The sequence below is a fragment of the Streptomyces sp. NPDC093600 genome (assembly GCF_044764755.1).
Lineage (GTDB): Bacteria > Actinomycetota > Actinomycetes > Streptomycetales > Streptomycetaceae > Streptomyces.
Genome location: NZ_JBIWIU010000006.1, coordinates 154,071 through 167,871, shown reverse-complemented (window position 1 = coordinate 167,871; position 13,801 = coordinate 154,071). Strand labels below are relative to the sequence as shown.

Below are 13,801 nucleotides of genomic sequence, written 5' to 3'. Positions count from 1 at the left end.
CCCGCCGTCCGCACGGCCGCTCCCTGCCAGGAAGGCCCCGCACCCCATGACGCACCGGCGCTGGTTCACCCCGTGGCTGCTCGCCGGGCCGGCCGTGGTCTGGCTCGCCGTCTTCAACCTGTGGCCCGCGGTCAACACCGTGATCCTGTCGTTCACCAACGCCAAGCCGCTCGGCGGCGGGCACTTCACCGGGCTCGACAACTACGAACGGGCCCTGAACGACGAGCAGTTGATCGACGCGCTGATCAACAGCATCGTCTATCTGCTCGTCTGTCTGCCGCTGCTCACCCTGCTGCCCCTCCTCCTCGCCCTGCTCGTGGAGAAGAAGCTGCCCGGCATCACCTTCTTCCGTACCGCGTTCTACACCCCGGTCGTCGCCTCCGCCGTCGTGGTCGCGCTGATCTGGGGCTGGGTCCTCGACGAGCGCGGCCTGCTCAACGGCCTGCTCGGGCAGCTGGGCCTGGCGGACCGGCCGGTCTCCTTCCTCACCGACCGCTGGCTGCTGCTGTTCAGCGCGATCGCTCTCACCGTGTGGAAGGGCCTCGGCTACTACATGGTCATCTATCTGTCCGCGCTCGGGAACGTCGGCCGCGAGCTGCACGAGGCGGCCGCCGTCGACGGCGCGTCGGCCGTACGCCGCTTCTGGCACGTCACCCTGCCCGGCGTACGGCCCGCGATGATGCTGGTCTCCGTACTGATCTCGGTCTCCGCCCTGCGGGTCTTCTCGGAGCTGTACGTCCTGTCCGACGGCACCGGCGGCCCGGGCGGCCGGGACATGTCGGTGGTCATGCTCATCCAGATGTACAGCCGCGGCTTCACCGGTCACATCGGCTACGCCTCCGCCCTCAGCCTGCTGCTCTTCCTGATCACCGTCGGCCCGATGCTGCTCCTCGCGCGGCTGAACCGGAAGGGCGTGTGACCGTGGCCCGGAGCCTCAACACCCCCTCGCCGACCGAGAAGGCGGTGCGCTACGCCCTGCTCGCGCTGGTCCTGCTGCTCACCATCGGACCGTTCCTGTGGCAGCTGTCGACCTCCCTCAAGGGCCCCGGCGAGGACGTCTTCTCCCGTACGCCCGACTTCCTGCCCCAGGATCCGACCTTCGCCAACTACGGCAAGGTCGCCGACACCGTCCCGGTGTGGACCTACGCGGCCAACTCCCTGGTGGTGGCGGCCGTCGCGGTGGTCGGCAACGTGGTCGGCGCCACCCTCGCCGGCTTCGCGCTGTCCCGGCTGCGCTTCCGCGGCGTACGGCTGTTCCTCGGCCTCTTCCTGGCCACGCTCGTGCTGCCCGGCGAGGTCACCATCGTCTCGCAGTACGTGACCGTACGCAGCCTCGGTCTGACCGACACCCTGCTCGGCGTCGCCCTGCCCGGTGCCATCGCGATGCTCAACGTGCTCCTGATGTACACCGCGTTCCAGGCCGTTCCGCCCGACCTCGACGCGGCCGCCCTGGTCGACGGCGCCACCGTCTGGCAGCGGCTGATCCATGTGGGGCTGCCGAACGTCCGGGGGATGCTCAGCGTCGTCGTGATCTTCACGTTCATCGGCGCCTGGGACGACTTCCTCTGGCCACTGATCGTCCTCAACGACCCCAGCCGCTACACCCTCACGGTGGGACTGCAGTACCTCAACGGCACCTTCTCCGCCAACCCCCGGCTGATCGCGGCCGGCACCATGATCGCCTTCCTGCCGATCGTCGCCGTGTTCGCCGCGCTCCAGCGGTTCTTCTTCAAGGGCGTCGAGGAGGGCGCGGTCAAGGGATGAACCCCACTCAGGAAGGATCCGCCGCACCCATGACCACCCCTCAGGGCAGCAGCCCCGCCGGAGCCGGCCACCGGGCCGCCGCCCCCCGCTTCGGGGTCAACTACACGCCCAGCGAAGGCTGGTTCCACCACTGGCTCGACTTCGACCTCGACGCCGTCCGGGCCGACCTGGACTCGATCGCCGCGCTCGGCATGGACCACATCCGGGCGTTCCCGCTCTGGCCCGTCTTCCAGCCGAACCGCACCCTGATCCGCCCGCGCGCGGTCGAGCAGCTGGTGCGGCTGGTCGACGCGGCGGCCGAGCGCGGCCTGGACGTCGCCGTCGACGGGCTCCAGGGTCATCTCTCCAGCTTCGACTTCCAGCCGTCCTGGACCGTCACCTGGCACCGGCGGAACATCTTCACCGACCCCGAGGTCCTCGACGGGCAGGCGGCCTATCTGCGCACCCTCGCCTCGGCGCTCGCGGACCGGCCCGGCTTCCTGGGCATGACGCTGGGCAACGAGATCAACCAGTTCTCCGGCGACCCGCATCCCGACCCCGACCGGATCAACCCCGGGCAGGCGGAGCGCTGGCTGCGCCGGATGCTGACGGCGTGCGAGGAGGGCGCCCCGGGCCGTACCCATCTGCACGCCGCGTACGACGCCGCCTGGTACCTCGACGACCATCCCTTCACGCCGGCCCACGCGGCCCGGCTCGGCGCCGCGACCGCCGTGCACTCCTGGGTCTTCAACGGCACCGCGCAGCGCTACGGCCCCGACTCCTTCGCCACCGGTCAGCACGCCGCGTACATGATCGAGCTGTCCAAGGCGTGGGCCGAGGACCCGCACCGGCCGGTCTGGCTACAGGAGGTCGGCGCTCCCGCGCCGCACATCGCCGCCGAGCGGGCCGCGGACTTCACCCGTACGACGGTGGCCGCCGCGCTCGACTGCCCGGACCTCTGGGGCGTCACCTGGTGGTGCTCCCACGACGTCGACCGCTCGCTGGCCGACTTCCCCGAACTCGAATACAGCCTCGGCCTCTTGACCACCGGGCGTGAGGTGAAGCCGGCCGGGCGGGAGCTCGCCCGAGTGGTGGCCGAGCTGCGGACGCGCGAGCCACGGCCCCGGCCGCGGACGACGGCGCTGGTCCTCGACCTCCCCGACGAGGCCACCGGGCGTTCGGTCTGCGCGCCGGGCGGGGTGTTCTTCGAGGCGTTCATGCGCCTGGCCGCCGACGGCGCACGGCCGGCGGTCGTACTGGCCTCGCGCGCCGCGGACCGCGACCATCTCATCGGACGCGGCATCACCGAGACGGTCACGGTCGACGGCGCCGTCCGGGCCTGACCACCTTTTTCACGCGAGGGAGCGACTGCCATGCACGACGACCGCAGCCTGATCGAGTCCCGCCTCAAGCGCGTCCTCGACGAGCGCGTCCGGCCGGCGATCCATCCGGAGTCGGTGCCGCTCGAGGTCGGGATCTGGACCGCGCCCGACGAACCGGTGCCGGTGGCCGAGGGGCTCGCCGCCCCCCGCACCCCGATCTCCGTCGGCGACGTCTGGGGCGCGCCCTGGGGTACGAGCTGGCTCACCGTGTCGGGAACGGTGCCGGCGGCCTGGGCGGGCCGGACCGTCGAGGCCCTGATCGACCTCGGCTTCGACGCGAACATGCCCGGGTTCCAGTGCGAAGGGCTGGTCTACCGCCCCGACGGCTCTCCGGTGAAGGGGCTCAACCCGCGCAACCAGTGGGTGCGGATCGCCGCCCCGGCGGCCGGTGGAGAGGAGGTGCTGCTGCATGTGGAGGCCGCGTCCAACCCGGTGATCCTGGACTACCACCCCTTCCTGCCGACCGAGTTGGGTGACAGGGAGACGGCCGGCGACACACCGCAGTACCGCCTGGCGCGGATGGATCTGGCGGTCTTCGACGAGACGGTGTGGCAGCTCGTGATGGATCTGGAGGTCCTCGGTGAACTGATGGCGGAGCTGCCGGTGGAGGGCGCCCGCCGCTGGGAGGTCCTGCGGGCCGTCGAGCGTGCCCTGGACGCGATCGACCTCCAGGACGTGAACGGCACGGCCGCCGCGGCCCGGGAGCGGCTCGCGGGAGTCCTCGCGTCGCCCGCCGAGCCGTCGGCGCACCGGATCAGCGCGGTGGGCCACGCCCATATCGACTCGGCCTGGCTGTGGCCGCTGCGCGAGACGGTACGGAAGGTGGCGCGGACGACCGCCAACATGACGGCGCTCCTGGAGGACGAGCCGGACTTCGTGTACACGATGTCGCAGGCCCAGCAGTACGCGTGGATCAAGGAGCACCGGCCGGAGGTGTACGCGCGGGTGAAGAAGGCGGTCGCGGAGGGCCGGTTCGTCCCGGCGGGCGGCATGTGGGTGGAGTCGGACACGAACATGCCGGGCTCGGAGGCGATGGCCCGCCAGTTCGTGCACGGCAAGCGGTTCTTCCTGGAGGAGTTCGGGGTCGAGAACGAGGAGGCGTGGCTGCCGGACACCTTCGGTTTCGCCGGTGGCCTGCCGCAGATCATCAAGGCGGCGGGGTCCAAGTGGCTGCTGACCCAGAAGATCTCGTGGAGCCAGGTCAACTCCTTTCCGCACCACACCTTCTGGTGGGAGGGCATCGACGGGACGCGGATCTTCACGCATTTCCCGCCGATCGACACGTACAACTGCTCGATGCGGGGCAAGGAGATCGCCCACGCTGTCCGCAACTTCAAGGACAAGGGGCGGGCGCGGCATTCGATCGCGCCGACCGGATGGGGGGACGGGGGTGGCGGCACCACGCGGGAGATGGTCGCGAAGGCCGCGCGGCTGAGGGATCTGGAGGGCTCGGCGCGGGTGCGCTGGGAGCGGCCGGCCGAGTTCTTCGCGAAGGCGGAGGCGGAGTACCCGGACGCCCCGGTGTGGGTGGGCGAGCTGTATCTGGAGCTGCACCGGGCGACGCTGACCAGCCAGGCGAGGACCAAGCAGGGCAATCGGGCGAGCGAGAACCTGCTCCGGGAGGCCGAGCTGTGGGCCGCGACCGCCGCCGTGCGGGCCGGCTTCCCCTACCCGTACGAGGAGTTGGACCGGATCTGGAAGACGGTGCTGCTGCACCAGTTCCACGACATCCTGCCGGGCTCCTCGATCGCCTGGGTGCACCGTGAGGCGGAGCGGACGTACGCGGAGGTCGCCGAGGAGCTGACCGGCATCGTGGAGCGCGCTCAGCGGGCGCTCGCGGGCGATGGCGCGGCGGGCGGCGAGGTGGTCTTCAACGCGGCCCCGCACGAGCGCTCCGGGGTGCCGGCCGGTGGGGCCCGCAGGGTCGCCGAGGCGTCCGGCGCCTGCACCGTGGAGTCGGCGCCGGACGGCGGGCATGTGCTCTCCAACGGGCTGCTGCGGGTGGGCGTGGACGCGCGGGGTCTGGTGGTGTCGGTGGTCGACCTCGCCACCGGCCGCGAGACGATCGCGCCGGGCGCGGCCGCGAACCTGCTGCAGATCCACCCGGACTTCCCCAACATGTGGGACGCCTGGGACGTCGACCAGTTCTATCGCAACACGGTCACCGATCTGACCGAGGCCGACGAGGTGACGGTGGTCGCCGACGGGCCTCGGTCGGTGTCGGTGCGGGTGACCCGTTCCTTCGGCGCGTCGCGGGCGGTGCAGACGCTCACCCTGTCCGCCGGGGCCAAGCGGCTCGACCTGGACACGGAGATCGACTGGCACGAGACGGAGAAGTTCCTCAAGGCCGCCTTCCCGCTCGACCTGCACACCGACCGCTACGCCGCGGAGACACAGTTCGGCCATCTGTACCGGCCCACCCACACCAACACCAGCTGGGAGGCGGCGAAGTTCGAGGCCTGCAACCACCGCTTCGTCCATCTGGAGGAGCCGGGCTGGGGGGTCGCCCTCGTCACCGCCTCCACCTACGGCCACGACGTCACCCGAACGGTGCGGTCCGAGGACCGGGGCACCACGACGACCGTACGGATCTCCCTGCTGCGTGCGCCGCGCTTCCCCGACCCGCACACGGACCAGGGTGTGCACCGTTTCCGCCACGCCCTGGTCCCCGGCGCGGCCGTCGGTGACGCCGTTCGCGAGGGCTATCGCGTCAATCTGCCCGAGCGGCGGGTGCCGGGTGGCGCCGATGTCGTCCCGCTCGTCGCCGTGGACGACGACGCCGTGGTGGTGAGCGCCGTGAAGCTCGCCGACGACCGCAGCGGGGATCTGGTCGTCCGTGTCTACGAGTCCCGTGGCGGGCGCGCCCTGGCCCGGCTCACCACCGCGCTGCCCGGGTTCGACGGCGTGGAGGTCTGCGACCTCCTGGAGCGCCCGTCGGCCGACTCCGCCGGGGAGGGCGTGCGGGTCGTGGACGGCGCCGTGGAGCTTCGGCTGCGCCCCTTCGAGCTCCTCACGCTCCGTTTCGCCCGCTCGGCGGCCGTGGGGTGACGCCGGGCGGGGGCGGGGAGCCGAACGGGGCCGGATGAGTGTGGCGCCGGTCACCGTCCGGCGGGGGCTGGTGGACCGGCGCCGGTTCGGCATCGTCGTCTTCCCGCTCGTCGGTGTCGGTGCGCGGCCACAGACGTACGGCGGCGACGGTACCGCCGAGGGCGACCGCGGTGAGGACGGTGGCCGAGGCCGGCAGACCGGCGCGGGCGGCCGTCCAGCCGGCGAGCGGATAGGTGATCAGCCAGCAGGCGTGGGTGAGGGAGAACCGGGCGGCGAACAGGGCGGGGAGGTCGGCCGGGCGCCCCGAGCGGCGCAGCAGCCGTCCGGCGGGGGTGAGGACGGCCGAGGTGGCGGCCCCGAGGATCAGCCAGGCGGCCGGCAGGGCGGGCCAGGACCAGGAGGCTCCGCCGCGGCGCAGGCCGAGCGGGAGGAGGGCGAGGACGGCCGTCTGGACGAAGGCGGCGGGCAGCATGAGGCTCCGTTCGCCGATCCGGTCGAGGGCGCGGGGCACCAGCAGAGCCACGATCATGGAGCCCGCGCCGTACGCGCCCAGAGCGAGGGGGACGTCGGCGGCGGAGCGTCCGAGGAAGTCGCGTACCAGGACGACGGTGTTGACGAGGACCATCGCCCCGCCGGCGGCGACGACCAGGTCGAGGGCGAGGAGCGCGCGCAGGCGCGGGGTGGCGAGGAAGAGCCGGGTGCCGAAGGAGGCTCTGGCGTACAGGCCGCCGGTGCGCTCGGCCGGTTCCGCTCCGGGGAGCAGGACGGAGAGGACGAGGGCGCCGGAGGCGAGGAAGCCGAGGGCGGTTCCGGCGAACAGCCAGTCGTAGGTGAACCAGGTCAGCAGGGCGGCGGCCAGGGCCGGGCTGAGGACGTTCTCCAGGTCGTGGGCGAGCCGTGAGAGCGACAGGGCGCGGGTGTAGTCGCGCTCGTCGGGCAGGACGTCGGGCAGGGTGGCCTGGAAGGTGGGGGTGAAGGCGGCGGAGGCGGCCTGGAGCAGCAGGATCAGGGCGTAGATCTGCCCGACCTGGGTGACGAACGGGAGGGTGAGGGCGGCCGCGGCGCGGATCAGGTCCATGGAGACCAGCAGCGCCCGCCGGGGCACGCGGTGGGCGAGGGCGCTGATGACGGGTGCGATGCCGACGTACGCGGTCATCTTCAGGGCCAGGGCGGTGCCGAGGACCGCCGTGGCGTCGGCGCCCGCGAGGTCGTGGGCGAGCAGGCTGAGGGCGACGGTCGCGAGGCCGGTGCCGGCCAGGGCGACGACCTGGGCGGTGAGGAGGCGCCGGTACGTCCGGTGGCGCAGCACGGTCGGCATGGGCCCGCCCCTCGCTCGGCTACGGGACGCTCCCACCGTAACCGACATGTGCACGCTTGCGCACATGTTGACATTCGAGTCCAGGGGAGGGAGAGAGGGTCAGTCGTGCCAGGGCTCCCCGGTCACCTGGTGGTCCGCGTGGCTGATCGCCTCGACCACAAGGCGTCGCATGTGCCCGTCCGGCAGGGTGTAGACCACCCGCCGTCCGTCCTTGCGGTGCTGGACGAGGCCGCCGAGCCTCAGCTTGGCCAGGTGCTGGCTGACGGCCGGGCGCGCGGCGCCGCACGCCTCGGCGAGGGCGGTGACGTCCGACTCCCCCCGGCTCAGCAGCCAGACCAGATGCAGTCGGGTCGGGTCCGCGAGCAGCGCGAACACCCCGGCGGCGGCGGCGAGCTCGGCGGCGCCGGGGGTGCGCTGGTGCGCACCGTTCGCGGTCGTGGATCCCTCACGTTCGGCCATGCGCCCATCGTAGGCGCGGGCCTCAGGCGCTCCTCCCGCCGCACGCGAAAGCCCCGCCCCCCGGCACTGCGCGCCGGGGGACGGGGCTCACGGGCGTGCTCAGAGCTTGTGCATGCCCTTGTAGGGGCTCAGGATGCGGAGCCGGGTGGCACCGAAGTCGACGAGCAGGGCACCCGTCGTCTCCTGGCCGATGATCGTCCCCAGACCGTGACGATCGTGGGACACGCGGTCGCCGACGGAGAAATCTTTGATCACGGGGTCGGAAGGGGCCGCGAAGGGGCTGGTGGGCAGGTGGCGCCGGGGCGCGGATCGGTTTGTCATCGTGAGGCCAGTATGCGCCGCCGGGGCCACCGAGGAACAGTCTCGAACTCTCGCCCGGTGGAGGAGGCGGTGACGCGCACCGCCGGAAGGTCGCCGGGAGGACGACTCGCGTTCACCTCGGCTCCACCTCGTGCTCCACGCTCTCGCTGATCATTCTCGCACCGGGCCGCCGGTGTGCGCCGCGGCCGTTCATCCGCGTCGGTCCGCAAGGATCACGCGCGTACACCTCAGGGGGGACATGGTGCGGCTCCGAGGCAGGGGACGGGCCGGCCGCCGGCGCGGCGTGGCTGTCGCGGTGGCCGGAACGCTGCTGGTCGCGGCCTGTGGCGCGGGCGGCTCCGACGCCGACGGCACGCCGTCGGCCGCGCAGGCCGTACCGGACATCGAGTGCGTCGCGTCCGGCAAGGTGCGCGGGTCCGGGTCCTCCGCGCAGCAGAACGCGATGAAGCGGTGGATCCAGGATTACCAGCGGGCGTGCGCGGGGGTGGAGGTCGCCTACAACCCGCTCGGATCGGGGGCGGGCGTGGCCCAGTTCCAGCGCGGGGCCACCGCGTTCGGCGGCACGGACGAGGCGCTGAGCCGCCGGGACGTGGAGGAGAGCAAGGGCGTCTGCGACGGCGGGCGGGCGATCGACCTGCCCATGACCGGCGGCCCGATCGCCATCGGCCACAACGTGCCGGGGGTGAGCGGCCTGGTGCTCGACGCCCCGACCCTCGCCCGTCTCTTCGACGCCCGGATCACCCGCTGGAACCATCCGTCGATCCAACGCCTCAACCCCGGGGCGACCTTGCCCGACCTGCCCGTGGTCCCGGTCCACCGCGCCGACGACTCCGGCACCACCCAGAACCTCACCGCCTATCTCAAGGCCGCGGCCCGGACGTCCTGGCCGTACCCGGCGGGCAAGAAGTGGCAGGCCAGGGGCGGTCAGTCGGGGACGGGTTCGGACGGCGTCGCCGGCACGGTGGCCCAGACGGAGGGCGCCATCGGCTACTTCGAGCTGTCCTTCGCCGTCAAGCGCGGGATCGACACCGTACGCATCGCCACGGGCGCGTCGGAGCCCGTCGCGCCGAGCACCCGGAGCGCCTCGGCGGGCATCGCCGAGGCCGAAGTCGCCGGTGAGGGCGGGGACCTGGCGCTGAACCTGGACTACCGGACGTCCGCCGAAGGCGCGTACCCGATCGTCCTGGTGACGTACGAGATCGTCTGCGACAGGGGCAACGATCCGGAGACGCTGCCCGCTCTGAAGTCCTTCCTCTCCTACACCGCGGGCGAGGACGGGCAGCGGCTGCTGCCCTCGATCCACCACGCTCCCCTGCCCGACTCCGTGGCGGCTCAGGTCCGAGAGGTCGTCAGCACTCTGTCCTGAGCGGGGAAGCGCGCCAGGAGCGCGTAGGTGGCGGACGCGACGACGATGCCGACCGGCAGGGACAGGTCCACACCGCCCAGGGCGCTCGCGACCGGGCCGGTGTAGAGGGTGTCGACGCAGAGGGCGGCCGCGGTCGTGCCGGCCAGGAGGGCGACGGCACCGGCGCCGTGGACGCCGGCGGTGTACCAGAAGCGGCTGCCGGGCGTCTCGTCGGTGAGCGCGGGCCCGTCGTAGCGGTTGCGGCGCAGCAGGATGTCGGTGGCGTAGACGGCCATGCTGGGGCCGAGCAGGACGACGGTCAGCTGGAGGACGCTGCTGACGGTGTCGAGGAAGTCGGAGACGAGCAGGGCGTAGAGGGTGAGGGCGACGGCCACGGCGCCGTCGACCAGGACGCTGAGGGCGCGGCGGATGCGGAGGCCGACGGCCTGGAGAGCCAGGCCCGCGCTGTAGGCGGTCAGGGCGTTGAGGGAGATGGTGCCCACGACCAGGGCGACCGGGAACAGCGGCGTGAACCAGCGGGGCAGGATCCCCTCAAGGGCGGTCTGCGGGTCGCTCATGTCGACCGCGGTCGCGGCGAGCGCGCCGAGGGTGCAGACGGCGACGCTGGGCAGGAAGCCGCCGAGGGCGGTCCACCCGAGGACCGCCTTCGGCGACGCCGTACGGGGCAGATAACGGGAGAAGTCGGCGCTGGTGGTGTACGAGAGCGGTCCGGCGGCGATCAGGGTGACCCCGGCGGCGAGGGTCGCCCAGAGTCCGGCGCCGGTCAGCGGCTCGGCGGGCGTGTACGAGAGGTCGGCGTGCCCGAGGACGCCGAAGGCGACGACGGCGAAGGCGGCGGTCAGGGCCAGGGTGATCGGGAGGTACAGCTTCACGATCACGGCGTGGCCGTAGACGCTGATGGTCAGGGTGAGCGCGGCGATGGCGACGACGACGGCGACCTTGACTCCGGCGCCCGCCGGTATCCCGGCTCTCTCGACGAGGGAGGAGGCGGCGACCGCGGCGGCGGCGAGGTTGAGGGCGAAGTAGCAGACGGAGATGGCCCAGCCGACGACGGCGTTGTTCACGCGGTTGCCGCGGACGCCGTACAGCGCCCGGGTGATCACTTCGCTGGGCGTCCCGGAGGCGGGGCCGGAGACGGCGAGCAGTCCGGTCAGCACCCAGAAGAGGTTGCCGGCCACGATCACCCCGACGGCCTGCCACAGGCTCAGGCCCATCAGCACCAGAGCACCGCCGACCACCAGGCTCAGGTAGTTGACGTTGGCCGCGGCCCAGACCGCGAACAAGTCCCGGGGGCGGCCGTGGCGTTCGCGGTCGGGAATGTGGTCGATGCCGTGCCGCTCGACGCGGACCGCCCGCTCGAAGGGCGACGGCGGTCCGGGAACGCCGAGCCCATGAGAGGCACCGGGTGCCTCCGGCGCGCGGGGGGCGTCGGAAGCGTCGCGGGGGCCCTGGTGCGGGTCGGGAATCGTGGAAGCCATTCGGCCCTCCGGGTGCTCGGCGTACCACCTGCTTGCTTATTGGTCGGACACTCAATAGCATCCGGGGTATGTCGTCAAGCGTTCAGCGCAAGCGAGTTCGGAAGTCGCCGGCCGACCGACGTGCGGAGATCGTCGCCGCGGCCGCCACGGTCGCCCTGACCGAGGGGCTGGAGTCGATCACCCTGCGGAGGATCGGCGAACAGCTCGACGTCCGCCCCGGGCTGATCAGCCACTACTTCCCCGCGGTGGAGGACCTGGTGGCCGAAGCGTTCGGGAGCGCCGCCACCGCCGAACTCGACCGCCTCGTCCCGCCGGACCGCCCGGAGGGAACCCCGACGGACCATCTCGCGCGCTTCTTCGCACACGCGACGGGTGAGGCGTACGACGACATCAGCCGGCTCTGGATCAACGCCCGGCATCTGAGCCGTTACCGGCCCGTCCTGCGCGACCGGGTCGGGGCGCAGGAGGCCGCGTGGCGCGGGCGCCTGGAGGGCCTGATCCGCGAGGGCGTCCAGCGCGGGGAGTTCCGTACGGACGATCCGTACCTGACGACCGTGCAGATCCTGGTCGTCGTCGACGGCCTCGGCGCCCACGCCAACACGGACACCACCGGCCGGCCCGCCGCGGTGACGCGCATGGCCGTCACCACCGCGGAGCGCGAACTGGGCCTGCCCGCCGGGACGCTCGCGCCCCCGTGCGCCCCGGCGGACGGGCCCGCCGATTCCGCCGCCTCCACCGACTGACCTGTTCCGGAAAAGCCCTGCAAGGAGCCGCTGTGCACCCCCGTCTCGTCCTGCTCTCCGCCCGTCTGCTCGACCCGGCCACCGGCACGTTCCTGCCGGAGACCGCCGTGGCCGTGTCCGGCGGCCGGATCTCCGCCCTGGGCGACGACGGCGGGATACGCGCCCTCGCCGGCCCCTCGACGACGGTGATCGACCTCAAGGGGGCCGTGGTCACCCCCGGCCTGGTCGACGGGCACCTCCACCCGGTGTCGGGTGCCGAACTCACACACGGCCTGGACCTGTCGGGTTGCCCGGACCTGGGCGCGGTGCGCGAGGCGCTGGCGCGGGAGGCGCGGACCCTCGCACCCGGTGCGTGGCTGCACGGCTGGGGCCTGGACCCGAACGTCTTCGGGGACCGGCCGGTCGAGTCCGCCCCCTTCGACGCCGTACTCGACGGCGTGCCGGCCCTCCTGCTGCTGTTCGACGCCCACTCCATGCTCGCCAGCCGACGCGCCCTGGAGCTGGCCGGTGTCGACGGGCCGCGCACCTTCGACCAGGCCTCGGCCGAGGTGGTCTGCGATGCCGGCGGCCGGCCCACCGGGCTCCTGCTGGAGGACGCGGCGTGCGAACTGGTGGAACGGGTCGCGCCGCGGCCGACCCGTGAGGAGCGCCGCGACCGGCTGGCGGCCGCGCTGCGCGGCATGGCCGCCACGGGGCTCACCGGCGGGCACGTCATGGACGCCAACGGGGACAGCCCCGCGCTCTACGCCGACCTCGACGCGGCCGGCGAGCTGCCGCTGAGGCTGCGGGTGGCGCCCTGGTGCCAGCCGGGCACCGACGCCGACGGGCTGCGCGGGCTCATCGAACAGCAGGGCACGGGCGGTGACCTGTGGCGTACGGAGGGCGTGAAGCTCTTCATGGACGGCACCGTCGACAACGGCACCGCCTGGCTCGAACGCCCCGACTGCCACGGCGAGTCCACGCACGCCTTCTGGCCGGACCCGGCGGAGTACACCCACATCGTCGGGGAACTCCACCGGGCCGCCGTGCCCACCGCCACCCACGCCATCGGTGACGCCGCCGTACGCCACGTCCTCGACTCCGTCGAGAAGGCCCTGGCCGGCGGAGGCGGGAGCACCGCCGCCCGCCCGGTCAGGCACCGGGTGGAGCACATCGAGACCGTGCCCGACGACACCCTGCGCCGTTTCGCGGCTCTCGACGTCGTCGCCTCCATGCAGCCCACCCACTGCTGCGACTTCACGCGCGCGGACCACACCGACAACTGGTCGCGGCGCCTGGGCGAGGAGCGCGCCTCCCGCGCGTGGCGCTGCCGCGACCTGTGGGACTCCGGCGCCACCGTCGTCCTCGGCTCGGACTGGCCCATCGCCCCCTACCCGCCGCTGGGCGTCATGGCGGGGGCCCGGCACCGCAGGCCGAGCCGCGACCTGACCCTTCCGCCGCACGGCCCCGAGCAGGCGCTCACCGCCCTGGAGGCCCTCCAGGGCATGACGGTGAACGCCGCCCGTGCCGCGGGCGAGGAACACGAGGCGGGCCGCATCGCCGTCGGCCACCGCGCCGACCTCACGGTCTTCGCGGACAGCCCCCTCACCACGCAGGCCACCGACCTGCCGGACCTCCCGGTCCTTCTCACGCTCGTCGACGGCCGGCCGACGCACCGCGCCGCCCATCTGTGACCGTGAACGCAGGAGGGGTGGGCCGGCCGTAGGACGTGGCACCGGACGCTCAAGCCCGGAGCCGGATCTTCTCCTTTCGACCCATGGCCGGTGTCCCCGTAATGGGCGATCCTGAGGGCCGCATGAGAGGAAGCCAGCCTTCCTCTTGTGCCGGTCCGGAACGGGGGACCGGACCGGCACGGTGAAGCGACGGGGCCCGAGGGGGGTGGTCGTTGCCGGGGCACGGAGCCGGGGAGGCGGCCGACCGGCGCTGATGATGAGGTGCGACGA

General features: G+C 72.8%; 11 protein-coding genes. 7 read left to right on the top strand and 4 right to left on the bottom strand.

The genetic code is table 11. The features are described from left to right. Positions 1-46: 46 nt before the first annotated feature. Genes ACIRB4_RS17340 through ACIRB4_RS17325 form a run of 4 tightly spaced genes read left to right on the top strand, consistent with a single transcriptional unit; the run spans position 47 to position 6,173 of the window. A complete protein-coding gene (locus ACIRB4_RS17340; protein WP_403292083.1) occupies positions 47-919 on the top strand; it encodes a carbohydrate ABC transporter permease in 873 nt (290 codons plus the stop codon). Beyond that, positions 916-1,764 carry a carbohydrate ABC transporter permease gene (locus ACIRB4_RS17335; RefSeq protein WP_403292081.1) on the top strand — a complete coding sequence of 283 codons (849 nt, stop codon included), beginning with the start codon at positions 916-918 and terminating at the stop codon, positions 1,762-1,764. Before ACIRB4_RS17340 ends, ACIRB4_RS17335 begins: the two co-directional genes overlap by 4 nt. A 29-nt stretch (positions 1,765-1,793) precedes the next feature. Beyond that, entirely contained in the window at positions 1,794-3,086 is a 1,293-nt protein-coding gene (locus ACIRB4_RS17330; RefSeq protein ID WP_403292079.1) for a glycosyl hydrolase, read from the top strand. Between the two features lie 30 nt (positions 3,087-3,116). Further along, a complete protein-coding gene (locus ACIRB4_RS17325; RefSeq protein WP_403292077.1) occupies positions 3,117-6,173 on the top strand; it encodes an alpha-mannosidase in 3,057 nt (1,018 codons plus the stop codon). On the opposite strand, the gene ACIRB4_RS17320 is transcribed toward ACIRB4_RS17325, so the two are convergent. The 3 genes from ACIRB4_RS17320 to ACIRB4_RS17310 form a co-directional block, all read right to left on the bottom strand. Beyond that, positions 6,136-7,491 carry an MFS transporter gene (locus ACIRB4_RS17320; RefSeq protein ID WP_403292075.1) on the bottom strand — a complete coding sequence of 452 codons (1,356 nt, stop codon included), beginning with the start codon at positions 7,489-7,491 and terminating at the stop codon, positions 6,136-6,138. The genes ACIRB4_RS17325 and ACIRB4_RS17320 overlap by 38 nt on opposite strands. Before the next feature lie 99 nt (positions 7,492-7,590). Next, positions 7,591-7,950, bottom strand: coding sequence for an ArsR/SmtB family transcription factor (locus ACIRB4_RS17315; protein WP_403292074.1), 360 nt, complete (start codon positions 7,948-7,950; stop codon positions 7,591-7,593). Positions 7,951-8,049: 99 nt separating this feature from the next. Next, positions 8,050-8,271 carry a hypothetical protein gene (locus ACIRB4_RS17310; RefSeq protein ID WP_403292072.1) on the bottom strand — a complete coding sequence of 74 codons (222 nt, stop codon included), beginning with the start codon at positions 8,269-8,271 and terminating at the stop codon, positions 8,050-8,052. A 238-nt stretch (positions 8,272-8,509) separates the two neighbouring features. On the opposite strand from ACIRB4_RS17310, the gene pstS reads away from it, so the two are divergent. After that, complete coding sequence (gene pstS / locus ACIRB4_RS17305) at positions 8,510-9,637, top strand: phosphate ABC transporter substrate-binding protein PstS (RefSeq protein ID WP_403292071.1); 1,128 nt, start codon at positions 8,510-8,512, stop codon at positions 9,635-9,637. Here pstS and ACIRB4_RS17300 read toward each other — a convergent pair. Next, positions 9,604-11,115 (bottom strand): purine-cytosine permease family protein, encoded by a 1,512-nt coding sequence (locus tag ACIRB4_RS17300; RefSeq protein ID WP_403292069.1) that lies wholly within the window; start codon positions 11,113-11,115, stop codon positions 9,604-9,606. The two genes, pstS and ACIRB4_RS17300, sit on opposite strands and share 34 nt — an antisense overlap. Positions 11,116-11,183: 68 nt before the next feature. Here ACIRB4_RS17300 and ACIRB4_RS17295 point away from each other — a divergent pair, with 68 nt between their 5' ends. Together ACIRB4_RS17295 and ACIRB4_RS17290 are read left to right on the top strand one after the other, a co-directional pair. Beyond that, positions 11,184-11,858: a TetR/AcrR family transcriptional regulator gene (locus ACIRB4_RS17295; protein WP_403292068.1), complete on the top strand. Its 675-nt coding sequence runs from the start codon at positions 11,184-11,186 to the stop codon at positions 11,856-11,858. 32 nt (positions 11,859-11,890) lie between these two features. Further along, complete coding sequence (locus ACIRB4_RS17290) at positions 11,891-13,531, top strand: amidohydrolase (protein ID WP_403292066.1); 1,641 nt, start codon at positions 11,891-11,893, stop codon at positions 13,529-13,531. The last annotated feature ends 270 nt before the right edge of the window (positions 13,532-13,801 follow it).

Excerpts from the sequence above, each read along its gene's own strand:
- ACIRB4_RS17295 (WP_403292068.1), top strand. The coding sequence starts at position 11,184 with ATGTCGTCAAGCGTTCAGCGCAAGCGAGTTCGGAAGTCGCCGGCCGAC.
- ACIRB4_RS17315 (WP_403292074.1), bottom strand. The coding sequence starts at position 7,950 with ATGGCCGAACGTGAGGGATCCACGACCGCGAACGGTGCGCACCAGCGC.
- pstS (WP_403292071.1), top strand. The coding sequence starts at position 8,510 with ATGGTGCGGCTCCGAGGCAGGGGACGGGCCGGCCGCCGGCGCGGCGTG.
- ACIRB4_RS17325 (WP_403292077.1), top strand. The coding sequence starts at position 3,117 with ATGCACGACGACCGCAGCCTGATCGAGTCCCGCCTCAAGCGCGTCCTC.
- ACIRB4_RS17310 (WP_403292072.1), bottom strand. The coding sequence starts at position 8,271 with ATGACAAACCGATCCGCGCCCCGGCGCCACCTGCCCACCAGCCCCTTC.
- ACIRB4_RS17300 (WP_403292069.1), bottom strand. The coding sequence starts at position 11,115 with ATGGCTTCCACGATTCCCGACCCGCACCAGGGCCCCCGCGACGCTTCC.
- ACIRB4_RS17330 (WP_403292079.1), top strand. The coding sequence starts at position 1,794 with ATGACCACCCCTCAGGGCAGCAGCCCCGCCGGAGCCGGCCACCGGGCC.
- ACIRB4_RS17320 (WP_403292075.1), bottom strand. The coding sequence starts at position 7,491 with ATGCCGACCGTGCTGCGCCACCGGACGTACCGGCGCCTCCTCACCGCC.
- ACIRB4_RS17340 (WP_403292083.1), top strand. The coding sequence starts at position 47 with ATGACGCACCGGCGCTGGTTCACCCCGTGGCTGCTCGCCGGGCCGGCC.